Source organism: Rhodococcus sp. IEGM 1381 (assembly GCF_030056795.1).
Lineage (GTDB): Bacteria > Actinomycetota > Actinomycetes > Mycobacteriales > Mycobacteriaceae > Rhodococcoides.
This window is the reverse complement of the sequence record NZ_JASHKQ010000017.1, coordinates 58,585-82,612: the sequence shown is the minus strand read 5'-3', so window position 1 is coordinate 82,612 and position 24,028 is coordinate 58,585. Positions and strand designations below refer to the sequence as shown.

Here is a 24,028-nt window from a genome sequence, read left to right as displayed (position 1 = left end):
TGCCCCGACCTTCACGGTCGGGGCATTCTGCATTTCGAAACCACCACCCCCACAAGCACACCCGCGCACACTCGGGTTCGTATCAGCGAACACCGCGGCAATCGACTCCGGAAGCAGCAGTCCTCCGCGTACATGGCGAACGCGCGCGCATTCGCCATACGCTCGCGTATTCGTACCCCGACCGCTGACCAATCTCCGCGCATCTGACAAGCGCGCTCGCATTTGCCATACGCAGCGCGGAGATCAACCGGTCGTTCCCTGGGCGTTCTGTACACCGCCGCACGCGTCTGCACACACGACAGACACCGCTTCGGTCCGCACCGCTGACGGCGTCGGGATTCCGCACCCCACGAACGTCGCGCATTCGCCGGCCGCACGCACTGTCGCACCCCGACCGCTCACCTGACACGCATGCGCAAATGCAGTTGCGACCGCTTACACACGTTGAATCCGACGGCTGTGCGTTCACCAGCGTCGAAGCCTCCAGTGCTCCGATCGCACGCTGTCAGCATCGATCGTAGGGCTGAGTGCACCCGGACCTGTAGTTCCACTCGAAATCATCTATCGTGCAATCAAATTCGAGGCCACACCCCCGTCCTCGCTCTTGGATGAATTAATTCGTTGGAGTTCGCGGGTCAGGCCGTGCATGATCAAGGCACAGGCACATCGCAGAGACCGTGGAGGTGGACAATGGCAGCAGAATCGAAGTACGCAAGCCGACGAGTCGTCTGCGCTCGGTTTACGGTTATTGCCAATCATGCTCTCTGAGTAGAGCTTCGGTCCGAAGGTGATGTGGCACCCTTCGAGTTCCTCGCCGCGCAGCACATCGCTGTCTTCGGCATCCATACTTGTTGTAGGAGAACAGATGTACCACTACGAACAGATCTTGAACGAACATCGACAACGCGTCGAGCGTGGTGTCCGGAACTACGAACGGCTTCGGGTCTCGGCAGAAAGGGCAGCGAAACAGCCTGCTAGCGAAAGAAACTCGCAAGAAGTTGGGGTTGTCGACGATGGGGTATCCAACGACAGTGATAGTCCGACGTCCGAGTCCAACTTCCGCATCGGGACGTCGTCGTCCATGAGCTGAGGCTCATTGCTCGACCAGATCGGAATAGCGATCGCCCGCCGCCGCGATGAAGTCGCGAACGAACCAGCACGCAGGGACCACCCGGAGTCCCTGCGTGCTGGTGTCGTCGAGTGCGTGCTCGGTGAGTGTGGCTGCGAGTCCTCGGCCACGAAATCGAGGAAGCGTGACGGTGTGATGGAAGGTTCTGACGCCGTCGGATTCGATGTAGTCCGAGTAGCCGGCCAGCTGAGAGTCGACGTGGATCTCGAACCGGTTGTCCGCACTGTCATGGGTGATCTTCACCTGCATGGTGGTACCTCCTGGCCGAGTTCGCTCTGCTCACGGTAACCGGCACCCGTCCGACGGGGTCTTCGGCGGTTACTCGAGCGTGGGTCGAAGCAGTAGGGTGAGGTAAACCGAGTCGTGCAAGCGCCACCCGTCGCAACACCGCTCTTCATAAGTACGGGGCGCTCTCGAGGCTGAAGGTGGCAATCCGTGGAAGACACATCCGACCGGGGAATCAAGGCATTCATTCGAACCGTCGCGCAGCGCGGCGGACGCGCGGAGCGGCTGACTACGTCTCGCCGTAACCCCGTGCAGGTCTGGTCGATGGACGGGAAGTCCTCGTGCATCGTTCGAGTGCGATCGAAGGTGACCGGGGACTGGAAGGCTCGAAGGCAAGACGAGTCACTCGAGAGCGACGACACCGGATCGTCGTATTGGGTGTTCGTCGACCTTGCGAACGAAGAGCCGCGCTTCTACATGGTGTCCTCGGAAGAGATGGCTACCGATATTCGCGGAGAAGTCGATCTGTGGGTTCAGGATTCGCCTCTCCGCACCAGAACTGGGCATCACGCAATCGCGGTGGACCGGGTGGCGCATGGCAGTGAGCGGTGGGACTTGTTGGGGCTGAGCTCCACGTTGGACACCACGCTCGATGTCGGTCCCGAGCAGACATGGGTTCGTACCCCACGGGTGAAGGTGCCCCGCAAGTCGGCCAAGGCTGCCGTGGAGGAAGAAGTTGTCGACAACCGTGTGCGAGTCGTTGCCGATTGCGAGGGCTACCGGCTGAGCGGCCGCTACGACCCCGAGACTCAACGACTGGAGATCACTGCCGGACCGATGGAGGGTCGACGGTTCGACAACCCGTCGGTCGCCGCGAGTGCCGTCGCCACCCATATCAGCGGGGATGTCGAAGAGCGCGACGGTTGGCAGTTCTGGCAACTGGACACTCCCGATCGCGCTCCGCTGGGATCGTTTCAGTAAAGAACGGCAGGCCGGACAGGCTTTGTTGTGATTCCTCACCAAATTGTTCTATCAGCCATAAACGGGCCAAGGGTCGGATTAACGTAGCGCTGGTAGGACGAGCTCCCTGTTTTAGCCACTGGGTCGAATCGATGTTCGAGAGTTCGTTCGTACATCGAAGTTCGAGTATCAGCGAGCTCAACGGTCGACAGTGCGAGGGGTGCTGTCGACCGTGGGGAGAGGTTTCACCATGGAGCATTCCTACCGGTCAGGCTCAGCCCACGCGTCTCGTTTCGTGTTCCTCATCGCGCAATTCGTCGATCGGAGAATCCCGGCCGAGTTCTTCTCGGCCCAGTTTCGCGATCTGCAGAATATTCAATCCGCGTACCTCGACGCCGATGTGTCTTCCGTCATCGGAATGTTGTCGGTGGACGTCGGTGCGTACCTGGGTGACGTCGAGATCCGCGGAGTCGACTACATCGACTCCGAACAACTGTGGATGGCCGCCGGGCAGGCGTTTCGTGATCTGATGACCGTCCAGTCCGAGCACATCGAGCGTGAGGCCGGGTAACGATTCACGGCGATGTCACCGGAACCGATCGCGCTGCCGCAGTAGATCTTCGAGCCTGAATCGTCGATGGGTTCCACGCATCTCGATAGGTAGATCGCCCGCATCGGCCAACCGTCTGACATAGGTGTCGGAGACCCCGAGTACCGCCGCAGCCTGCGAGGTCGTGAGTAGCTCGTCCACCGTTCCGATTGCCACTGCTCGGCCGGTGGCCAGCTGGGTGAGGAGTTCGAGCACAGCACCGCGTGCCGCGTCGTCGAGTGGCACCGCCGAATCTCCGATTCTGACATCGACGTCCGTGCCGGTCCGCTTGTGTACGACTGCCGCGAGTTGTGTGGCCGAGCGCGAGGCGAGAGCGGGCATGACGAATCGGAAGTCCATTCGACCAGGATAGAAGTGGACAGTACGCATAGGGTCGAGGCACCCGACTCGCAAGGAGTGTCTCAGTGCCGCAGTTGTTGCATCTCGATTCGTCCGCCGACATGGTTCGTTCGATCAGCCGTCAGGTGACGTCCCGCTTCTCGGACGGCTGGCATTCGATCGGCACCGACCACTCCGTGATCCATCGAGACCTGCACTTGAATCCGCTGCCGCACCTCCCCACTTCTGCGCTGCACTGGGCACCCCACTTGCGCACTGCCGACGAAAATGTGGAGGCATCCGCCGAGGCGCTGCAGATCGAACTGATCGAAGAACTGATCTCGGCGGACGTTGTGCTCGTCGGCGCACCGATGTACAACTGGTCGATCCCGTCGACGTTGAAGGCGTGGATCGACTACGTGCACGTTCCCGGAATCACCGTCCCGTTCGACGGCGATACGGCACCCCTCGTCGGCAAACCTGCAGTTGTGGTGACCAGCCGCGGCAACGACTACACCCCCGGTACCGACGGTGCGTCGGCCGACCACACTACGGCCCAGTTGCGGCAGGTCCTCGGGGTCGCGCTCGGGATGGACGTCCACTTCGTCCCGATCGATCTGACGCTTGCCGCACGGGTGCCGGCGCTGGCACCCCGGATTCCGCAGGCGCAAGCCAATCTCGAGGCCGCGTATGCCGCCATCGATGAACTTGCTCTGCAATTGGGCGGGGCATTGCGCAGGTGAGACCCGAGTAGCCTGGCGAGGTGCTACCGAACGGCCCAGGCAACGACACCACCCGCGGCAACCGCGGATCGGGTCGGCATCGTATCCACACAGCGTCGCGTCATCGTGGCCTCGCGCTTCGGATCGGACGGGTCGTCGTTGCCACTGCTGCGGTTGCCTCGGTTGCGGTGAGCGGCATCGGATTCGCGATCTACCGAGAGGCGACCACCGGACTGACCACCTCCGACGCTCTCGACGGTATCGCGAACAACGATCCGAGCGGCAATGGCCAGGACACCAACATCCTGCTGATCGGCCTCGACAGTCGCAAGGACATGGACGGAAACGACCTGCCCGCCGAGTTCGTCACCGATGAACTGCACGCGGGAGACAGCGATGTCGGCGGCTACAACACCAATACGCTGTTGCTGGTTCATCTTCCGGCCGATGGTGGACGTGCGACCGCGTTGTCTATACCTCGTGACGACTACGTCGACGTACCCGGGTACGGCAAGCGAAAGATCAAGGAGGCGTACGGCCTTGCCAAGGCCGACGCCGATACGGAGTTGCTCGACGAGGGCGTCACCGATCCGGCCGAGCGTGAACGGCGAGCGAGAGAGGCGGGCCGGCGATCGACGTTGACTGCGGTTCGTGACCTGCTCGACGTGCCGATCGACCATTTTGCCGAAGTGAACCTCCTGGGCTTCTACGACGTGGCGACGGCCGTCGGCCCCATCCAGGTGTGCTTGAACAATCCAGTCGACGACAGTTATTCGGGGGCGAACTTTCCAGCCGGCGCTCAAGAGCTGAGCGCCTCGCAGGCGCTGTCCTTCGTACGGCAACGTCACGGCCTCGACAACGGTGATCTCGATCGAACCAAACGGCAGCAGGCTTTTGTTGCCGGGGTGATGGCCAAGCTCAGCTCCTCCGGTGTTCTCGCGAACATCGGTGAACTACGAGCGCTGGTGGCGGGAACCAAGAACGACATCGTCATCGATGCGTCGTTGGATCCGATGACGCTCGCCGGGCAGGCCGGTGCAGTCATGCAAGGCGACATCGACTTCTACACGCTGCCGATCATGGGCTACGACACGATCGACGGTCAGGACGTCAATCTCGTCGACGTCGACGCCATCAGGGCCGAGACCGCGCAGTTGATCGGCAATGCACCGCTGCCCGCACCGTCGATCACAGCGGTACCCACGCCGACCAGTGCGCCGCCGGTCGAGGTCCCTGCACCGGATCCGGATCTACCCGTGGCACCCGACCAAGGCGTCCACAGCGACGGCGGCATTCCTTGCGTCGACTGAGCCCTGCGTCGACTGAACACCCGCCGGGCAGGTCACGGCGCGCTCAGCAGAACATCCATCAGCTGTTTCTCGACCGCAGCGAACTGAGGTGTCGTCACGATGTCGAGTCCGCGTGGGCGGGGCAGGGGCACCTCGACCTGACGTCGAACATGGGCCGGCCTGGGGGAGAGGACGACGACACGATCGGAGAGGTAGACCGCCTCGCGGATGTCGTGCGTGATCATCAGCACCGTCCATCGAAACTCCGACCAGACCTGTTGCAACCAGGCCTGCATGTCGCTGCGGGTCAACGAGTCCAGCGCTCCGAACGGCTCGTCGAGCAGCAGCACCGACCGACCCTGCACCACTGTGCGCAGTAGCGCCGCTCGCTGGCGCATGCCGCCGGAGAGCTCGGACGGCCTGGCCGACTCGTATCCGTCGAGGCCGAACACCGGGAACAGTTCCCGCGCCCGCGCCCGCGCTTCTTTCTTTGCGACCCCCTGCACTTCGAGTCCGAGAGTCGTGTTGTCCAGCACGGACCGCCAGGGAAACAGAAGATCCTTCTGCGGCATGTAGGCACACGGAGGTACGTCGACAGTGCCGGAATCGGGTCGGTCGAGCGCGGCCAGCATGTTGAACACCGTGCTCTTGCCGGATCCACTCGGTCCGATGATCGAGACGAACTCACCGGGCTGGACACCGAACGAAACGCCGTCGAGCACAAGCTTGTCGCCGAACGATTTGGTCAGTTCGCGAACGTCGATGCAGTTGTCCGAAGTGGTGGGGTCAGACATGTGGTCCCGCCGAACCTTGGCGTGCCCACGGGACAACCAATCGCTCCATCACGAATGTAGAGACGAAGAGGATCACACTGATCATGGCCGTGACCGCGACTGCGGCAAGGACCAGATCGGTTCGGAACGAGTTCTTCTGTTGGCTCATGTAGATGCCGAGCCCTGCACTGGCTCCGGCGTATTCGGCGAAGATCGCCCCGACGACGGCGTAGGTGATCCCGATGCGCAGTGAGGTGAAGAACCGAGGGAGAGCGGACGGTAGCCGTACGTATCGAAACTGTTGCCAGCGTGAGGCTCCCATGCTGGCGAGAAGAGATCGCGCATCGCGATCGGCTGCTGCGAAGCCCTCGATGAGCCCGATCGCCATCGGGAAGAACGTGGCCAGAGCGATCACCAAAACCTTGGGCAGCAGACCGAAGCCGAACCAGATGATCAGCAACGGTGCGATCGCAATGATCGGCAGTGTCTGCGACACGACGAAGAGCGGCACGAACGCGCGCCGGAGCCACGGCGAGAAATCCACCGCAACGGCCAGGAGCCAGGCGAGGACCGAAGAGACCGCGAAACCGACGATTGTCACCTGCAGAGTCGCAGCCGCGTTCTCGGCGATCGCATCACGTTGCGCCCAACCTTGTACGACTACGCGACCGGGCGATGGCAGCACCTGTGGGCGGATTCCGCTGATCTGGACGTAGACCTGCCAGACGGCTATCAGCGCGGCGACGACGGTGACCGCGGGCCATGCCCAGCGGACCGAGGCTCGGATTCCGCTGAACGAGAACGTGTCTCGCTCTGCGGTGGCCGGCTTATCGATCGCCGAGATAGTCATTGGTGAAGTAGGTCGACCAGTCCGGCTCGGTCGTCAGAGGGGCACCGTTCTGATCGGCCAGTACGCCGCTCTCGTACAGGAACTTCGAGTACGCCGTCCATTTGTCGAGGCTCTGTCTTCCGACCTCGCCGGAGCCATCCTTCATGTACTTCGCCGCGAGCATTTCCTGGCTCTCGAAAACGAGCGACTCGTCGGTGAAGGTTCCGGGGTTGGCGTCGATCAGATCCTGGGCAGCTCTGTCGGGATCGTCGGCAGCGAGTTGGTACCCGCGTTGCAGGGCCTGGACGAACTTCTTCGCCTCGTCCGGGTGGGCAGCGAGCCAGGGTTCGTTGCCACTGATGGTGAGGGCATATGCGTCGGGAAATCCGTAGTCGGTGTAATCGAAGTACTTCATCGGGGTTCCGCTGTGTTCGGCTTCGATGCCCTCCCATGCGAAGTAGGAGACGGTGAAGTCGGCGGTACCCGAATACACCGCCTCGTAGGCCGACGTTCCCAGGACGACGGTCTCGTATTCGCCTGTGCCACCGTCGTTCTTGATGACCTGCTGGAGTCCGGCCTGCTCGCCGGATTCGCCGAAGCCGGCATAGACCTTGCCGTCGAGTGCCTTCGGGCTCGGGATGTCGTCTCGATCCGCGCGAACTCCGATGCCGGTCGCCCAATGCTGAAGCGGTGCGAGAACGGATACGGTCTGTGCGCCCGCGGAGGTGGCGAACACCCCCGAACTCTGTGTGCTGATGCCGAACTCGGCGTTTCCGGCATCGACGAGGGTGTCCGCTGCAGTGTTGTTGTAGGGCAGAACTTCTACGTTCAAGCCGGCGTCGGCGAAGTAACCTTCTTGCAGAGCAACGTAGAGGCCGGTGTGATTGGTGTTCGGGGTCCAGTCGAGGGCGAACCGAATGGTGTCGGGATCGGTCGATTCCGAGCATCCTGCCAGTCCGGTGGTCGCCACGACCGCCGCTGCAAGCGTGGCGAAGATTCGAGTGATTCTCATGCGTACACCGCACTCTCGGCCAGGGGCCACGGAGTGGGATGTAAAGCGCTGTCCCAGAACATCAGTTCGTATCTCGACGCGACGACGAAGGCGTCGATCATCTGCTCGCGCTGATCGAGCGTCGCGGCCGCAGCGGCGTCGTCCACGAAAGTCTTTGCAGCGTCGACGATGGCATGAAATTCGGGTGCGTCGTAGGCAGCCACCCATCGCGCATAGGGGTGATCGGGATCGTGATCGAGAACCGTCTTCGCTGCTTCGGCGAGTGAGCGGCCGACATCGGCGTAGATCCAGAAACACGGCAGCACCGCCGCGGCCGCCACGGGATACGGCTCGGTTGCCGCCGTCGCGGTCAGATAGGACATGTAGCCCAGGCAAGCAGGTGAAGGCTCCGGCGTAGCCGTCGACGAGGGGAGAGAACCCCCGGTCAGCATGGCCTTGTGCGACGACGCCTCGTCCATGGCGCTCGCGGCGGCGCTCGCCCAGAATGCTCCGGCGATCGGGGTCGGCGCACGTGCCGCCAACAAGGACAGCGACTTCACGTACCCACTCAGGTAGAGCGAATCCTGCTCGAGATACCGCCGGAACGCGTCGAGCGGAAGCGTCCCCGCCCCGAGTAGTCGGAGAAACTCCAGGTCGTCGATTGCGCGTCGAACATTCTCGGAGGCATCCCACAAGAGGTCGGTGAAGCGGACCGGGTCCGCAGATACAACAGGCGTCATCGCCTTGACATCCCTTCGTCAGTATTACCTGCATCAGGTTCAGCGGGTTTGATCTCAGCATCCGCATCGGCGGACACACCCCGTGTCAGAACGAAAGCGACAGTAACACCGGTCACCAGGTGTCGATGCCGCCGCCCCTGTACCTGCGGTCCTCAGCTCACCCCAGCATGTCTTCTAGCTCCATCCCCTTGGTCTCCGTGATCTTGGCCTTGACGAAGAAGAACGACAAGGCGGCGAACAATGCGAAGCCGGCGTAGATGACCCACAGTCCCACCGATGACGTCAATGGCGGGAATGCAAGCGTCACAGCGAAATTGGCGACCCAGTTGGCTGCGGTGCCGATTCCGAGCGCCATGGCTCGCATGCGGTTGGGGAACATCTCACCGAGCATCACCCACATGATCGGACCCCAGGTCGACGCGAAGAAGATGACGAACAGGTTGGCACCGATCAATGCGATGGCACCCCACGGAGCGGGCAGCGTGATGTCGTCACCGCTGCCGATCGACTGCGAGAAGGCCACGGACGCCATGACGAGCCCGACGAACATGCCGATCGAACCCGCCAACAGCAGCTTGCGCCTGCCGATGCGGTCGACGAACAGGATCGCCACGAACGTCATGACCACGTTGATCACCGCGGTGATGACCGACGTCGTGAACGACTGGTCCTCACTGAAGCCGACCGAGCGCCACAGCGTCGTCGAGTAGTAGAAGATCGCGTTGATACCGACCAGCTGCTGCAGCACGGCCATCGTGATGCCTACCCAGACAATCGGTTGCAGGCCGAACTTCGGCCCGCGGATGTCGGCGAACGAGGAACGCGATTCCTTGCGCAGCGTCAGCCTGATCTCGTGTACGCGCTCGTCGGGATGCAGTTCACCGGTGATCTCGGCGAGGACTCGGGCGGCTTCCTCATCGAGGTGCTGACCCACCAGGTAGCGCGGGGATTCCGGAATCAGAGTTGCCAACAGCCCGTACACAAGGGCCGGCACGACGCCGACCAGGAACATCCAGCGCCATGCTTCGACGCCGAACCACAGGTCGTTCGAGGCACCATCGGCAGCACCGGCGAGGAGGGCGTCGGACAGAAGGGCGGCGAAAATGCCGATGGTGATGGCCAATTGCTGGAGCGAGGCCAGGGAGCCGCGCCACTTGGCCGGGGCGATCTCGGCGATGTAAGCCGGCGCGATCACCGACGCGATGCCGATGCCGAGTCCGCCGAGTACTCGCCAGAGCATGAGATCGGGAACGCTGAAGGCGAATGCCGAACCGACCGAGGAGATGGTGAACAAGGCCGAACCCAGCAGCATCACTCTCTTGCGTCCCCAACGGTCTGCGAGGCTGCCGGCGAACCAGGCACCCACCGCGCATCCGATCAGGGCGATCGCCACCACGAAGCCGGTGGTGAACGAGCCGAGGGAGAAGTGATCTTCGATCGAGTCGACGGCTCCGTTGATGACCGAGCTGTCGAAGCCGAACAGGAAGCCGCCCACAGCTGCGGCGACGCTGACGCCGATGACCTTTGCTGTGTGGTGGTCCGAGGTCTGATTCATGAGTGACGCACCTTCTGGCCGCGCGCACGGGCGTCGGCCGCTGGGGAGACCGTACGGCAGGGATTGTCGTACCGTCCCCGGACATTACGCCTGGTAATTCGCCGCACGAACGACACCGTCAGCGAAGGTCGAAATCCTCGGCCGAGACGGTGAAGCCATGGCCGACCTGATCGGTGCAGGTGACCCCGGACTGCTCGTCGACGCTGCACTGTAGGCCGTTGGTGGATCCGCTGCCGGGGACGGTGAGCACCTCGCCGTACGGCAGTGCCGCCGCGGGGCCGTCGAAACGATGGAACTTGGGATCGCCGAGGCTCTCGAACTTCGCCGGTGATCCAGCGATCAACTGCACGGCATTGGGTTTGACGGCCGCCTCCGAAGCGCCGCTTCCGGGAACCTTCGGTGCCGAATCGGGGAGCGAACCGTGACAACCGGCGATCGAGGTGTTCAGCACGGCGATACCGCACTCGAACTTTCCGCTGGGGCTCGAAAAGTAGTACCAGCCAGGTGCTTTGCCTGCGTAGTCGTTCGAATTGGCCTGAGCCGCTGCCGAACTCGTCGGCGTTGCCGTGGTGGACGTCGGCGGAGTCGTGGACACAGGTGAGGATGACGGCGTACTGCGGGGCGTGGCCGGAAGCGCGGTGATCGGGGTGGGACGGTCGGTGACGATCGTCGCCATCGGTGCGTCGCCTCCACCGGAACCACAGGCGGCCAGTAGGCCGACCGCCACGACTGCCGCTGCGGCACATGCGATTCTTTTCAACGTCGATTCCTTCGCTCGGGGGCGTCGACACCGAACGTGGCGTCGCCGAGCCCAGGGGTGATGTTGGTACGTTGGGCAGCGACCGAACAGGAGGCTCGATGGGCAACGCGTCCGGCTCCACCGTGTGCGTGAGCACGCCTTATGGAGACGTCCTCGGCTATCCGGTTGCCGCCGACGCATCGCCGATCGTGGCGTGGAGGGGTATTCCCTACGCGACACCGCCGGTGGGGAAGCTCAGGTTCGGATCGCCGCGGCCGTTGCAGCCGTGGTCCGGAGTGCTGGACGGTCTCGAGTTCGGCGCGATGGCACCACAGGGCCGCGACAGTCCGGTGCCGATCGATCCGTCGCTGTCGATCTCCGAGGACTGCCTCACGCTCAACGTGTGGGCCCCGCGGCCCGATGGAGAGCAACGTCCGGTACTCGTGTGGATCCACGGCGGTGCGTACTCGCTCGGATCGTCCGCTCAGCGGGTGTACGACGGGCGGAACCTGAGTGAGAACGGCGACGTGGTGGTGGTGACTGTCAACTTCCGCCTCGGTGCCTTCGGGTTCCTCGACCTGTCGTCGTTCTCCACCGACGAGCACACGTTCGAGACCAATCTCGGACTGCGAGACCAGATCGCAGCACTCGAATGGGTACGCGAATGCATCGCCGCGTTCGGTGGCGATCCCGATCGAGTCACCCTGTTCGGTGAATCCTCCGGGGGCGCATCGGTCACCACGTTGATGACGTCGCCGAAGGCCGAGGGCCTGTTCCAGCAAGCGATCGTGCAGAGTGCTCCCGCGACGTCGGTGTACGGACCCGATCGAGGTGCCGCAGTGGCGTCGAGGTTCCTGGAATTGGTAGGTGTCGATCCGGGGGACATCGGCGAGTTGTTCGACATGCATTTCAGCAGGCTGGTCACTGCGGGAGACACGCTCTGCTACGAAATTCCCACGAGAGTTCCTGGAACGCTGGGTCTTTCGCCGGTCGTGGATGGAGACATCGTTCCGCGCTACCCGGTGGCGGCGTTCCAGAAGGGTCTCTCGCACAAGATCCCACTGATCATCGGCACCAATCACGACGAGCCGTCGATCTTCCGATTCATGAAGTCCCCGCTGATGCCGATCACCTCCGACACTGTCTCGGAGATGTTCCGGGCCATTGCGCACGATCACGCCGATCTGCCCGCTTATCGCGTCGCCGAAATCATGGCGGCGTACCCGGACAGGGACAAACCGGCCGGCGCACAAGCTATGTCGCGTGATGCGGGATTCGTCATGCCGAGCATGTGGATCGCCGACGCGCACAGCAGGCACTCGCCCACATGGATGTACCGATTCGATCACGCGACGCCGATGCTCAAGGCGGCTCGCGTGGGAGCCGGACATGCAACCGAACTGCCGTACGTCTTCGGCAATTTCGGGACGCTGAACCGAGACCCCACGTTCTGGCTCGGTGGCCGTAAACCGGCGATGGCGGTGGCGGCGCGAATGCAGAGACGGTGGCTCGCTTTCGCGCGGTACGGCGTACCCGCTGCGCTCGACGCGTCCAAGCATTGGGCTCCGTACACCGAAAAAACGCGTTGGACGTTGGTGATCGACACGTCCGACGCCCTTGTCGAGGACCCCGACGGCGACATGCGCGCTGCCTGGGGCGACCGTGTTCTCGGTTTCAGCTGACAAGTCGCTCATGCGTTCTGTCGCACGGACGTTGCTGACATGAATCGAACGTAACAGCAAGAACACCAGCCGCAGGAGTCTCACCGGTAACAATCGGATGTCAGCAACCTGACGGTAGCTGCCGCTATGTTCGATGAGTGTTGATGTTCAGGATCGTCGAAGCCTCCCGTGCCGTGGCCGCGACGCGCTCGCGCAAGGTCAAGATCGAGCAGCTGAGCGCGCTGCTCGCCGAGGCGGAGACCGGTGACATCGAACCTGCTGTGTCGTGGCTGTCGGGGGAGTTGCGGCAGGGTCGAATAGGAGTCGGGTGGCGCACTCTGGCCGATCTCGACGTCACCTCCGCTGAGGTCTCGACATTGACGGTCACCGAGGTCGACGACGCGATCTCCGCGGTCGCATCGACGTCGGGTGCGGGATCGGCTGCGCGGCGAGTAGCGCTGTTGACGGACCTGTTCTCGCGCTGCACCGCGGAGGAGCGTCAGTTCCTGATCAGGCTCGTCACCGGTGAACTTCGTCAGGGCGCGCTCGAGGGAATCATGGTCGACGCGGTCGCTGCCGCCACGAACCTTCCACAGGCCCCAGTGCGCCGCGCATTCATGCTCTCGGGGCGTTTGTCTGCCACCGCGGTTGCCGCGATCACCGGTGGCGTCGAGGCGCTCGACGCGTTCCGGCTCGAGGTGGGACGCCCGGTCCGCCCGATGCTGGCCTCGCCCGCAGAATCTCTTCGCGCGGCGTGGGAGCAACTGGACGGCGACGTCACCGTCGAATACAAGCTGGACGGCGCTCGTATTCAGGTGCACCGTTCCGGAACCGACGTGAGCATCTATACGCGGACCTTGCGAGACATCACTGCGAGCGTGCCCGAGTTGGTGGAACTCGTACTCGCTCTGCCGTGCGACTCGGTGGTACTCGACGGAGAGACCCTCGCACTCGACGACGGTGGGCGGCCGCGACCGTTCCAGGAAACGATGAGCCGGTTCGGCGCCGAGAGCGCTCACGAGCTTCTGCTGCAGCCCTACTTCTTCGACTGTCTGCACCTGGATGGCACGGATCTGCTCGATGTGCCCCTCGAGCAGCGGCTGACTGCACTCGAACGAGTGGCACCGGGGCACCGAATTCCCAGTGCCGTTCGGCCCGATGCGGACGAAGCAGCGGCTCACTTCGACGCTGCGCTCGACGCCGGACACGAGGGCGTCATGCTCAAAGATCTCGGTGCGCCCTACGCCGCCGGGCGACGCGGAAAGAGCTGGCAGAAGGTCAAACCCGAGCACACCCTCGACCTTGTCGTCCTCGGAGCCGAGTGGGGATACGGCCGCCGCACGGGCTACCTGTCCAACCTGCATCTCGGAGCTCGCGACCCCGACGGCGGGGAGCCGATCATGGTCGGTAAGACGTTCAAGGGGCTGACCGACGTGCTGTTGCAATGGCAGACGGAGGAGTTCCCGAAGCACGAACGCGAGCGAGATCAGCACACCGTCTATCTACGTCCTGAGTTGATCGTCGAAATCGAGCTCGACGGCGTGCAGGTCAGCCCGCGCTATCCAGGCGGCGTTGCTCTGCGATTCGCACGCGTGCTGCGGTACCGACCCGACAAGGACCTTGCCACCGCCGACACCATCGACGCTGTGCGCGCGCTGCTGCCGAACTCCTGAGTACCTCCGGACGATTAATACATACGAAACCGGACGAACGATCCCGTAACACGGCGCAAAATATCTTGAGGGTGCAAGCCAGCGAGAGATGGAGTGCCAATGATGTCCACAGTTCGAGCTGCACTGGTCCAGAGCGCATGGACCGGTGACAAAGAATCGATGATCGCGGCACACGAGGGGTTTGCTCGGTCCGCCGCCGAGCAGGGCGCGAAAGTCGTCTGTTTCCAAGAACTTTTCTACGGCCCGTACTTCTGCCAATTGCAGGATGCGAAATTCTACGAATACGCCGAATCGGTACCCGGGCCCACCGTCGACCGTTTCGCCGCATTGGCGAAAGAGCTCGGCATCGTGATGATTCTGCCGGTGTACGAGCAAGAGCAGCCCGGCCTTCTCTACAACACCGCCGCCGTGGTCGACGCCGACGGCACCTATCTCGGCAAGTATCGAAAGCACCATATTCCCCATGTCAACGGATTCTGGGAGAAGTTCTACTTCCGACCCGGAAACCTGGGGTGGCCGGTGTTCGACACCGCGGTCGGCCGAATCGGTGTGTACATCTGCTACGACAGGCACTTTCCCGAAGGTTGGCGGGCGTTGGGCCTTGCCGGTGCCGAGATCGTCTTCAATCCCTCGGCTACCTCGCGCGGCCTGTCGAACTACCTGTGGAAGCTCGAGCAACCCGCTTCGGCCGTCGCGAACGAGTACTACGTGGGCGCGATCAACCGGGTCGGAATCGAATCCGAATACGGTGATGACGATTTCTACGGAACAAGTTACTTCGTGGACCCCGAGGGCAAATTCGTCGGCGAGGTAGCGTCGGATTCTGAACCCGAGATCATCGTTCGAGACCTGGACATGGACTTGATCAAGGTGGTGCGCGACCGATGGGCCTTCTATCGTGACCGCAGACCCGACGCCTACGGCCCACTGGTGCAACCCTGATGGCCACCACCTTCGTGCACGGTGGAACCGTGGTATCCACTACCGGCGCACACGAATTGGATGTCCTCATCGACGGTGAGGCCATTGTCGCAGTGCTGGCACCGGGCTCGGTGTCACTGGCCGCGGACCTGAAGACCTCGGCAGACGTCGTCATCGACGCCACCGGCAAGTACGTGATTCCGGGTGGCGTCGACGGACACACCCACATGGAGATGCCGTTCGGTGGCACGTTCGCATCCGACACCTTCGAAACCGGAACGCGCGCAGCGGCCTGGGGTGGTACGACGACCATCGTGGACTTCGCGATTCAGACTCCCGGCCAGCGCGTACAGGACACTCTGGCGCAGTGGCACGAGAAAGCGGCGGGGAAGTGCGCCGTCGACTACGGGTTTCATCAGATCATCGGCGACGTCACCGACGATTCCCTGAAAGCGATGAGCGAGTTGGTCTCCGAGGGTGTCACCAGCTTCAAGCTCTTCATGGCATACCCGGGTGTGTTCTACTCCGACGACGGCAAGATATTGCGCGCCATGCAGTCTGCGGCCGAAACGGGTGCATTGCTGATGATGCACGCGGAGAACGGCATTGCCATCGACGTCCTCGTGGCGCAGTCGATCGCCCGCGGAGACACCGCTCCGTACTTCCACGGCACGTCGCGGCCGTGGCAGCTCGAGGAAGAGGCGACGCACCGAGCCATCATGCTGGCCGACGTCACCGGCGCGCCGCTGTATGTCGTGCACGTATCGGCCAAGCAGGCACTCGAGCAGATTGCGCAGGCTCGGGGCAACGGGCAGAACGTGTTTGCCGAGACGTGTCCGCAGTACCTCTATCTGTCGCTGGAAGAACAGCTCGGTGCGCCGGGTTTCGAGGGGGCCAAGTGGGTCTGCTCGACGCCTCTGCGGTCGCGGGCCGAGGGGCATCAGGACGAACTGTGGCGCTACCTGCGCACCGGCGACGTGGCAACCGTCAGTACCGACCACTGCCCGTTCTGTATGAAGGACCAGAAGGAGATGGGCATCGGCGATTTTTCCAAGATTCCCAACGGAATCGGGTCGGTGGAGCATCGGATCGATTTGATGTTCCAGGGTGTGAAGAGCGGGAAGATCACCCTGGAGAAGTGGGTGGACGTCTGTTGCACCACCCCGGCCCGGATGTTCGGCATGTACCCGAAGAAGGGCGTCATCAGCCCCGGAGCCGATGCCGACATCGTGATCTACGATCCGAACGGGCATACCAGCATCGGAGTCGAGAAGACCCACCACATGAACATGGACTACTCCGCGTACGAGGGTTTCGAGATCGACGGCCACGTGGACACTGTGATCTCTCGCGGGCGAATCGTCGTCGATGGCGGATCCTATTCCGGCACTGCGGGACACGGCCGCTTCGTCCGCCGCGACCTGTCGCAGAATCTGATCTGAGCCATGGACATCGGGGTAGTGCTGCAGTGCAATCCGCCGGCGTCCCGTGTGATCGATCTGGCCAGGCAGGCCGAGACACATGGGTTTTCGCACGTATGGACTTTCGATTCGCACTTGCTGTGGCAGGAGCCGTACGTCATCTACAGCCAGATTCTGGCCGCGACGAGGCGCGTGACCGTGGGCCCGATGGTTACCAATCCGGCGACGCGCGATTGGACGGTGACGGCATCGACATTCGCGACGCTCAACGACATGTTCGGCAATCGCACGGTGTGCGGCATCGGTCGTGGCGATTCCGCAGTCCGCGCTCTCGGCGGCAAGCCGACAACGCTTGCTGCGCTGCGAGAGTCGATCGAGGTGATCGGCAGTCTTGCGAACGGGCGTAGTGCCCGGGTCGGTGAGACGACAGTGCAGTTCCCGTGGGCAGAGCACTCGAGGCTGGAGGTGTGGGTGGCGGCGTACGGACCCAAAGCCCTCGAGCTCACCGGGCAGGTAGCGGACGGCTTCATCCTGCAGTTGGCCGATCCGGATATTGCTGCCTGGACGATCGGCCGAGTGCGTGCCGCGGCAGAGCAGGCGGGCCGCGATCCTGATTCGATCTCGATCTGCGTGGCAGCTCCCGCCTACGTCACCGACGGTACCGAGGCCGGCCTCGAACATGCCCGCGACCAATGTCGGTGGTTCGGCGGGATGGTCGGTAACCATGTCGCCGATATCGTCTCGCGCTACGGCGGCGATGGCGGCGGTGTTCCACAGGCGCTCACCGACTACATCGCAGCACGTACCGGGTACGACTACAACGAGCACGGTCGAGCCGGAAACTCGCACGCAGAATTCGTTCCGAACGAGGTGATCGACAGGTTCTGCCTGCTCGGCACCCCGGCCGATCACATCGCCAAGCTGAAGGAGCTCGAGGCACTCGGCGTCGACCAGTTCTCGGTCTACCTCCAGCACGACGCCAAGGCTGCGACGCTGGAAGCGTACGGAGAGAGCATCATTCCACAGATCCGCAAGTCCGTGACGGCTACGTCGTGACCGGTGTTCTCGATCAGGCGGCAGTGGTAGCTCCTACTCCCGCCCGCTCGGCGCGCGGACTTCGTCGCCCGGTCATGGCGGTGGCTGCGATCGTGCTGTTGCTGGTGTTGTGGGAGCTGGTGAAAGTGCTGGTTCCCGAAAACGGCGTGAGTTTCGGTGGTGTGCGGGTGTTGCCGCGCACCGACGACGGCGCTCTGCCGCATGTGTGGTCGGTGTTGGCGGCGCTGACCGAGCCGGAGGTGAACGTTGCCGGGGCACGCAGTGTCGGCGCGGCGATCGTCTCGAGTGGACTGTTCACTTTCGGTCTTGCGGTGCTCGGATTCGTTCTGGGGGCGGTGGTCGGACTGGTGCTGGCCGTCGCGATGCAACGATTCGTGTGGGTGGAGCGGTCCGTGTTGCCCTACGTGATCGTCTCGCAGACGGTGCCGCTGATTGCGCTGGCACCGCTCGTCGCCGGCTGGGGCGGGAAGATTGCCATCGGCGGGTATGCCTGGCAGCCGTGGATGAGCATCACCGTCATCGCGTCGTATCTCGCGTTCTTCCCGGTGGCGGTGGGGATGTTGCGCGGGCTACGGGCACCCGACCGGGCGTCCCTGGATCTGATGCACAGTTACGCGGCCGGATGGTGGACCACGCTTCTGCGGCTACGGCTCCCAGCCGCGGTGCCGCACCTGATCCCGTCTCTGCGGCTGGCTGCTGCTGCCGCTGTGATCGGTGCAGTCGTTGCCGAGATCTCGACCGGAACCACCGGCGGGATCGGCAGGCAGATCATCGTGTTTTCGCAACAGGCGACGGGCGACGCGTCTCGCCTGTACGCAGCTGTTCTGGGTGCGGCGGTGCTCGGACTCGTGGTCTCCGGATTGGTGGCCCTGCTCGATATCGCTCTTGGTCGATACGCAGGCCGTACTCCTGCGCGAAGGGCGGATTCATGACCGTGCATGCCGTTGCCGTCGAGAGCGTCGGTAAGACGTTCGATGGAGGAGTGACAGCGCTGGACAATGTGTCGCTGTCGATCGCCCCCGGCGAATTCGTATCCTTGATCGGCCCTTCCGGCTGCGGCAAGTCGACGCTGCTTCGCGTCATCGCAGATCTCGAGCAACCCACTTCCGGCGCGGTGTCGGTGTTCGGTCTGACGGCGCGGCAAGCTCGCGTCGAACAGAAGTACGGCATCGCATTTCAACAGGCAGGGCTGCTCGATTGGCGAACAGTGCAGTCGAACGTTGCGTTGCCGCTGGAGCTGCACAAGGTGTCCAAACGAGAACGCGCGGAACGGGTACGCGAACTGCTCGAGCTCGTGGGACTCACCGATTTTGCGGAGAGCTTCCCCAGCCAGCTGTCCGGCGGTATGCAGCAACGCGTGGCGATCGCTCGTGCATTGGCCCGAACGCCGGGACTGTTGCTGATGGACGAGCCGTTCGGCGCACTCGACGAGATGACGCGCGAGAAGATGCAGAACGACTTGCTGCGCATAGCCGAGGAGTCGAGAGCAGCAGTGGTGTTCGTGACCCACTCCATTCCCGAAGCGGTGTATCTGTCCGATCGAGTGGTCGTGATGTCTCCCCGGCCGGGGAGGATCGTGGGCACGCTCACGATCGACACCTTCGAATCCGACGGGGACCCTCGTGAATCGGCGGACTTCTTCGCCGCCATCACCTCGGTTCGGGATGCACTGCACGGGCGCATAATCCGTGGTGCGGATCTCCGATGAAAGTCTGGCTGCCGCCGGTGGTGTTCGGTGTTGTCCTGCTCGGGTTGTGGCAGTTGCTGACCGTCGTCGCCGGGGTACCGTCGTTTCTCCTTCCCTCACCGAGTGCGATTGCCGAACAGTTCGCTCGTAACGTCGGCAACATCGGATCGGCAAGTGTGGCAACCGGAACCAATGCGTTGGTGGGATTGATCGCAGGATCGGTCCTCGGTCTTCTCGCAGCGATATCGGCCGTTCGCCTCAGGATCGTCGACGAACTTCTCACTCCGCTGGCGGCGGGTGCCGCAGCGGTTCCCATCGTCGCCCTCGCCCCGGTGTTCAACTCGATGTTCTCCTCGACCACCGATCTACCACGCCGCCTCGTCGTGACCATCGTCGTGTTCTTCCCGGTATTCGTCAGTGCGGCAAAAGGACTCCGTCAGATATCACCGGTGCATCAGGACCTGATGACGTCGTACGCGGTCGGCGGCTGGCAGTTCACGCGCATCGTTCGGCTCCCGTCCGCGGTGCCACACATCTTCACCGGGTTGCGGGTTGCTGCTCCGAATGCTGTCATTGCTGCCATCATCTGCGAGTACTTCGGTGGACTGCAGAACGGTTTGGGGTCGCGGATCACCTCCGCCGCTGCGAACACCGCTTACCCCCGGGCATGGGCCTACGTCGTGGGTGCCATCGCAGTCGGGTTGCTCTTCTTTATGGTCGTTCTCTTGCTCGAGAAGCTCGTGTCCCGCCGTCGTACCTAGGAGAGTTGAACGTGAAGATCACTCGAACCCCCCGACGCCTGCTGGCCGTCGCCATGGCACTGGCGGTAGTCGCCTCGGCCTGCAGCACCACCACGACCGAAACCGATACCGGTGCCGACGGGAACACCACGATCAAGCTGCAATTGCAGTGGTTCAAGCAGGGCCAGTTCGCGGGCTATCTGGCGGCCGTCGACCAGGGCTTCTACGCCGAGCAGGGACTGAACGTCGAAATATTGGACGGCGGAACGGATATCGTTCCGCAGACCGTGCTGGCGCAGGGACAGGCCGATTATGCCGTCGCGTGGGTGCCGAAAGCGCTCGCCTCCCGCGAGGCCGGGGCGGGCATCACCGACGTCGCTCAGATCTACCAGAAATCCGGCACGTTGCAGGTCTCGTTCAAGGATCAGAACATCGCCTCACCCGCCGACCTTCGTGGCAAGACCGTCGGAAACTGGGGCTACGGCAACGAATTCGAGTTGTTCGCCGGTATGACCCAAGCCGGGGTGAGTCCATCCGACGTCACGTTGGTGCAGCAGCAGTTCGACATGAACGGCCTGCTGTCCGGCGATATCGCTGCTGCACAGGCTATGTCGTACAACGAGTACGCACAGCTGCTCGAGACTGTGAACCCTGCGACCGGCTCGCTGTACACGGCGGACGACTTCAGTTCGCTGAACTGGAACGACGACGGGGTTGCCATGTTGCAGGACGCGATCTGGGCCAACACGGACAAGCTCTCCGACGAGGCCTACCAGGATCAGACCGTCAAATTCCTGGCGGCCTCGCTGAAGGGCTGGATCTTCTGCCGAGACAACGTCGAGAAGTGCCGCGACATCACCGTCGCTGCGGGGTCTACGCTCGGCGCGAGCCATCAGCTCTGGCAGGTCAACGAAGTCAACAAGTTGATCTGGCCGTCGGGCGAAGGCATCGGGATGATCGACGAGGCCGCCTGGCAGCAAACCGTGGACATCGCGAAAACCACGAAGAACGCAGAGGGCTCGACGGTGCTCACCGCTTATCCCGATGCCGAGGCCTACACCAACGAGTACGTCGGCAAGGCATTGGATTTGTTGAAGGCCGACGGTGTGGACGTCACCGGAGAGTCGTACGCTCCGATGGAGGTCACACTGGAGGAAGGCGGCAAGTAGATGGATCACGTGTTCTACTCCTGGTCGGCGCAGGCCGAACTGAACCCGATCACCGTCGAGGGTGCCGAGGGGTCGTGGTTCTGGGACGACAAGGGCAACCGATACCTGGACTTCTCTTCCCAATTGGTCAACGTCAATCTCGGACATCAACACCCCGACGTGGTGGCCGCCATCGTCGAACAGGCCCAGGTGCTGACGACTATTTCTCCGACCGTGGCCAACAACAAGCGCAGTGAACTCGCCGCGTTGATAGCCGAACGCGCCCCGGGTGATCTGAACCGGGTGTTCTTCACGACCGGAGGCGCAGAAGCCGTCGAGCATGCGGTGCGGCTGGCGCGGCAGCACACCGGGCGTACGAAGATGCTTGCCGCGTATCGCTCCTACCACGGCGGAACCGGAGTTGCGATCGGTCTCACCGGTGAGCCGCGGCGATGGGGCACCGAACCGACCAATGTGGACGTCGTACGGTTTTTCGGACCTTATCCGTATCGGTCACCCTGGGGCACAACGACTCCCGAGGACGAGACGGCCGCAGCGCTGGCGCATCTCGAACAGGTCATCGTGCTCGAGGGTGCGCAGAACATCGCCGGACTGATCCTCGAATCGGTCATCGGTACCAACGGTGTGTTGATTCCGCCGCCCGGATACCTCGCCGGGGTTCGCGCGTTGTGCGACAAGTACGGAATCGTGGACATCGCCGACGAAGTGATGGTCGGGTTCGGGCGGATCGGCGAATGGTTCGCATGTCAGGCCTGGGATGTGACACCGGATCTGATCACGTTCGCCAAGGGCGTCAACTCCGGATACGTACCCCTCGGCGGGGTCGTGATCTCGGAGAAGATCGCCTCGCAGTTCGACCACAAAGCCTATCCGGGCGGGTTGACCTACTCCGGCCACGTGCTCGGGTGCGCCGCGGGCGTGGCGTCCATCGGAGTGTTCGAGCGAGACAAAATCCTTCCGCACGTGCGTCATGTCGGCGAGGACGTACTCGGTGCGGGCCTGTGCAAGCTGGCCGAGTCTCATCCCAGCGTGGGCGAGGTGCGCGGCAAGGGATTCTTCTGGGCCGTCGAACTGGTCAAAGATGGCACGACCCGAGAGCCGCTGGTGCCCTTTGCCGCGTCGGGCAAGGATGCGGCGGCAATGGGCACCTTGACCGCGGCGGCGAAGTCACGCGGTCTGTGGCCGTTCGTTGCAGGCAACCGACTACAGATCGCGCCGCCGCTGACGACGTCCGAGGACGAGATTCGTCAGGGACTGGAAATCCTCGACGAGGTTCTGACGGTGGCAGACGGGTTCACCGTGGACGGGTGATCAGAGCACAGCACCCGGGTTGAGGATGCCCGCCGGATCGAGGGCAGTCTTGATGCGGCGGGTGAGTTCCATGACGTCTTCTCCGACTTGATCGGGTAGCCACGCCTTCTTGAGTCGACCGACGCCGTGTTCGCCGGTGATGGTGCCGCCCAACGAAATTGCCAGATCCATGATCGCTCCGAAGGCGACGTTGGCTCGGCGGGTCATATCGGCGTCCTCGGGGTCGAACACGATCAGTGGGTGAGTGTTGCCATCGCCGGCGTGAGCGATGACGGCGACCAGTACGTCGTACTTCGCGGACAGCTCGGCGATTCCATCGACGAGGGCCGGGAGGGCAGGCAGCGGAACACCGACGTCCTCGAGCAGCAGGCTGCCGAGTCGTTCGACCGCGGGAATGGCGAACCGCCGTGCGGCAGCGAAGGCCTCACCCTCGTCGGGGTCGTCGGTGGTGAATACGTCCGAGGCACCGGCCTCGGCGCACGCGGCTGCCATGATCTCTGTTTCGCGCCCCCGATCGGCACCGGGGGAGTCGGACCGAGCGATGAGCATCGCCGCGGCCTCGCGGTCGAGTCCCATCTTCATGGCGTCCTCGACGGCACAGATGGACGCGCGGTCCATGAACTCGAGCATCGACGGCCGCAAGGTACGGGTGATGGCCAGAATGGCAGTCGTCGCATCGTGCACGGACGCGAACGATGCGACCACGGTGCTGGCCGGAGGTTGCGCCGGGATCAATCGAAGAGTGATCTCGGTGATGATGCCCAGGGTGCCCTCGGATCCGACGAAGAGCTTCGCAAGGGACAGTCCCGCAACATCTTTCAGGCGTGGTCCGCCGAGTCGGACGGCAGTCCCATCGGCGAGGACGACCTCGAGTCCGAGAACGTAATCGGTGGTGACGCCGTACTTCACGCAGCACAGTCCGCCGGCGTTGGTGGCCGCATTGCCGCCGATGGAACACATCTCGAACGACGACGGATCCGGCGGGTACCACAGGCCGTGCTCGGCGACTGCCTTCTTGACTTCGGCGTTGAGCAGCCCGGGTTGTACGACGGCGATGCGGGTCACCGGATCGACGGTGATCTCGCGCATCAACTCCGTGGTGAGAACGATTCCGCCGTCGACAGCGGTGGCACCGCCCGACAAGCCCGAACCGGCACCGCGAGGAACAACCGCCACGTTGTGTTCGGTGGCCCAGCGCATGACGGCCCGAACGTCCTCGGTCGACTGTGCGCGGACCACTGCCAGTGGGGTACCTGCATTGGGGTCCTTGGCCCAATCGCGTCGGTATCCCTCGGTGATATCCGGGTCCGTGACCACAGCACCGGCAGGAAGCAGCGATTCGAGTTCGGTCAGGCGGGCATCTGCTTCCGTCGTCACCGACATCCGGTTCTCCTCACGTCGAAAATGTGACCGTCGCCACTCGAGTCTGTCACGACCTCGGGTGAGATGCGGACGAGGGATGCCTTCGCGCGTATCGAGTCACATCAGTAACACCAGCCTCAGGCGTTA

At 63.1% G+C, this 24,028-nt stretch carries 23 protein-coding genes and 1 riboswitch; of the genes, 14 read left to right on the top strand and 9 right to left on the bottom strand.

From position 1 onward, the window contains the following. Positions 1-1,093: 1,093 nt before the first annotated feature. The gene (locus QM797_RS23205) at positions 1,094-1,378 is read right to left on the bottom strand and encodes a GNAT family N-acetyltransferase (RefSeq protein ID WP_283278009.1); all 285 of its coding nucleotides are present in this window, start codon (positions 1,376-1,378) and stop codon (positions 1,094-1,096) included. 186 nt (positions 1,379-1,564) lie between these two features. On the opposite strand from QM797_RS23205, the gene QM797_RS23200 reads away from it, so the two are divergent. After that, positions 1,565-2,335: a hypothetical protein gene (locus QM797_RS23200; protein WP_283278008.1), complete on the top strand. Its 771-nt coding sequence runs from the start codon at positions 1,565-1,567 to the stop codon at positions 2,333-2,335. Positions 2,336-2,564: 229 nt separating this feature from the next. Next, positions 2,565-2,885, top strand: coding sequence for a homoserine dehydrogenase (locus QM797_RS23195; protein ID WP_283278007.1), 321 nt, complete (start codon positions 2,565-2,567; stop codon positions 2,883-2,885). Between the two features lie 15 nt (positions 2,886-2,900). On the opposite strand, the gene QM797_RS23190 is transcribed toward QM797_RS23195, so the two are convergent. Continuing rightward, complete coding sequence (locus tag QM797_RS23190) at positions 2,901-3,263, bottom strand: helix-turn-helix domain-containing protein (protein WP_032378942.1); 363 nt, start codon at positions 3,261-3,263, stop codon at positions 2,901-2,903. Positions 3,264-3,328: 65 nt separating this feature from the next. On the opposite strand from QM797_RS23190, the gene QM797_RS23185 reads away from it, so the two are divergent. Next, positions 3,329-3,985, top strand: coding sequence for an FMN-dependent NADH-azoreductase (locus QM797_RS23185; RefSeq protein WP_283278005.1), 657 nt, complete (start codon positions 3,329-3,331; stop codon positions 3,983-3,985). A 20-nt stretch (positions 3,986-4,005) separates the two neighbouring features. Then, complete coding sequence (locus QM797_RS23180; protein WP_283278004.1) at positions 4,006-5,274, top strand: LCP family protein; 1,269 nt, start codon at positions 4,006-4,008, stop codon at positions 5,272-5,274. Positions 5,275-5,306: 32 nt separating this feature from the next. On the opposite strand, the gene QM797_RS23175 is transcribed toward QM797_RS23180, so the two are convergent. From QM797_RS23175 to QM797_RS23150, 6 genes are all read right to left on the bottom strand, one after another. After that, the gene (locus QM797_RS23175) at positions 5,307-6,047 is read right to left on the bottom strand and encodes an ABC transporter ATP-binding protein (protein ID WP_283278003.1); all 741 of its coding nucleotides are present in this window, start codon (positions 6,045-6,047) and stop codon (positions 5,307-5,309) included. Next, positions 6,040-6,876 (bottom strand): ABC transporter permease, encoded by an 837-nt coding sequence (locus QM797_RS23170; RefSeq protein ID WP_283278002.1) that lies wholly within the window; start codon positions 6,874-6,876, stop codon positions 6,040-6,042. Before QM797_RS23170 ends, QM797_RS23175 begins: the two co-directional genes overlap by 8 nt. Then, entirely contained in the window at positions 6,854-7,867 is a 1,014-nt protein-coding gene (locus QM797_RS23165; RefSeq protein WP_283278000.1) for an ABC transporter substrate-binding protein, read from the bottom strand. The genes QM797_RS23170 and QM797_RS23165 overlap by 23 nt, the downstream gene beginning before the upstream one ends. Then, positions 7,864-8,586, bottom strand: a complete 723-nt coding sequence (locus QM797_RS23160; protein WP_283277999.1) for a TenA family protein — start codon at positions 8,584-8,586, stop codon at positions 7,864-7,866. Before QM797_RS23160 ends, QM797_RS23165 begins: the two co-directional genes overlap by 4 nt. Then, positions 8,580-8,679: riboswitch (TPP riboswitch) on the bottom strand. It overlaps the preceding gene by 7 nt. A gap of 64 nt (positions 8,680-8,743) precedes the next feature. Next, a complete protein-coding gene (locus QM797_RS23155) occupies positions 8,744-10,141 on the bottom strand; it encodes a sugar porter family MFS transporter (RefSeq protein WP_283277998.1) in 1,398 nt (465 codons plus the stop codon). Positions 10,142-10,259: 118 nt separating this feature from the next. After that, a complete protein-coding gene (locus QM797_RS23150) occupies positions 10,260-10,901 on the bottom strand; it encodes a hypothetical protein (RefSeq protein WP_283277996.1) in 642 nt (213 codons plus the stop codon). A gap of 98 nt (positions 10,902-10,999) precedes the next feature. On the opposite strand from QM797_RS23150, the gene QM797_RS23145 reads away from it, so the two are divergent. The 10 genes from QM797_RS23145 to QM797_RS23100 all read left to right on the top strand — a co-directional run bounded on the left by QM797_RS23145 (position 11,000) and on the right by QM797_RS23100 (position 22,519). After that, positions 11,000-12,562: a carboxylesterase/lipase family protein gene (locus tag QM797_RS23145; protein ID WP_283277995.1), complete on the top strand. Its 1,563-nt coding sequence runs from the start codon at positions 11,000-11,002 to the stop codon at positions 12,560-12,562. Between the two features lie 143 nt (positions 12,563-12,705). Next, positions 12,706-14,214: an ATP-dependent DNA ligase gene (locus tag QM797_RS23140; protein WP_502942386.1), complete on the top strand. Its 1,509-nt coding sequence runs from the start codon at positions 12,706-12,708 to the stop codon at positions 14,212-14,214. A gap of 102 nt (positions 14,215-14,316) precedes the next feature. Further along, positions 14,317-15,156: a nitrilase-related carbon-nitrogen hydrolase gene (locus QM797_RS23135; RefSeq protein WP_283278013.1), complete on the top strand. Its 840-nt coding sequence runs from the start codon at positions 14,317-14,319 to the stop codon at positions 15,154-15,156. Further along, positions 15,156-16,577, top strand: a complete 1,422-nt coding sequence (gene hydA / locus QM797_RS23130; RefSeq protein WP_283277993.1) for a dihydropyrimidinase — start codon at positions 15,156-15,158, stop codon at positions 16,575-16,577. The genes QM797_RS23135 and hydA overlap by 1 nt, the downstream gene beginning before the upstream one ends. A gap of 3 nt (positions 16,578-16,580) precedes the next feature. Then, entirely contained in the window at positions 16,581-17,612 is a 1,032-nt protein-coding gene (locus QM797_RS23125; RefSeq protein WP_037154594.1) for a TIGR03842 family LLM class F420-dependent oxidoreductase, read from the top strand. Further along, the gene (locus QM797_RS23120; protein ID WP_283277992.1) at positions 17,609-18,544 is read left to right on the top strand and encodes an ABC transporter permease; all 936 of its coding nucleotides are present in this window, start codon (positions 17,609-17,611) and stop codon (positions 18,542-18,544) included. Before QM797_RS23125 ends, QM797_RS23120 begins: the two co-directional genes overlap by 4 nt. Continuing rightward, positions 18,541-19,320 carry an ABC transporter ATP-binding protein gene (locus tag QM797_RS23115; protein ID WP_283277991.1) on the top strand — a complete coding sequence of 260 codons (780 nt, stop codon included), beginning with the start codon at positions 18,541-18,543 and terminating at the stop codon, positions 19,318-19,320. Before QM797_RS23120 ends, QM797_RS23115 begins: the two co-directional genes overlap by 4 nt. Then, on the top strand, positions 19,317-20,060 hold the full coding sequence (locus QM797_RS23110; protein ID WP_283277990.1) for an ABC transporter permease: 744 nt from the start codon (positions 19,317-19,319) through the stop codon (positions 20,058-20,060). Before QM797_RS23115 ends, QM797_RS23110 begins: the two co-directional genes overlap by 4 nt. 11 nt (positions 20,061-20,071) lie before the next feature. After that, complete coding sequence (locus tag QM797_RS23105; protein ID WP_283277989.1) at positions 20,072-21,208, top strand: ABC transporter substrate-binding protein; 1,137 nt, start codon at positions 20,072-20,074, stop codon at positions 21,206-21,208. Next, positions 21,209-22,519, top strand: a complete 1,311-nt coding sequence (locus QM797_RS23100; protein ID WP_283277988.1) for an aspartate aminotransferase family protein — start codon at positions 21,209-21,211, stop codon at positions 22,517-22,519. It abuts the gene before it with no gap. On the opposite strand, the gene QM797_RS23095 is transcribed toward QM797_RS23100, so the two are convergent. After that, positions 22,520-23,902 (bottom strand): FAD-binding oxidoreductase, encoded by a 1,383-nt coding sequence (locus QM797_RS23095; RefSeq protein ID WP_283277987.1) that lies wholly within the window; start codon positions 23,900-23,902, stop codon positions 22,520-22,522. Positions 23,903-24,028: the final 126 nt, after the last annotated feature.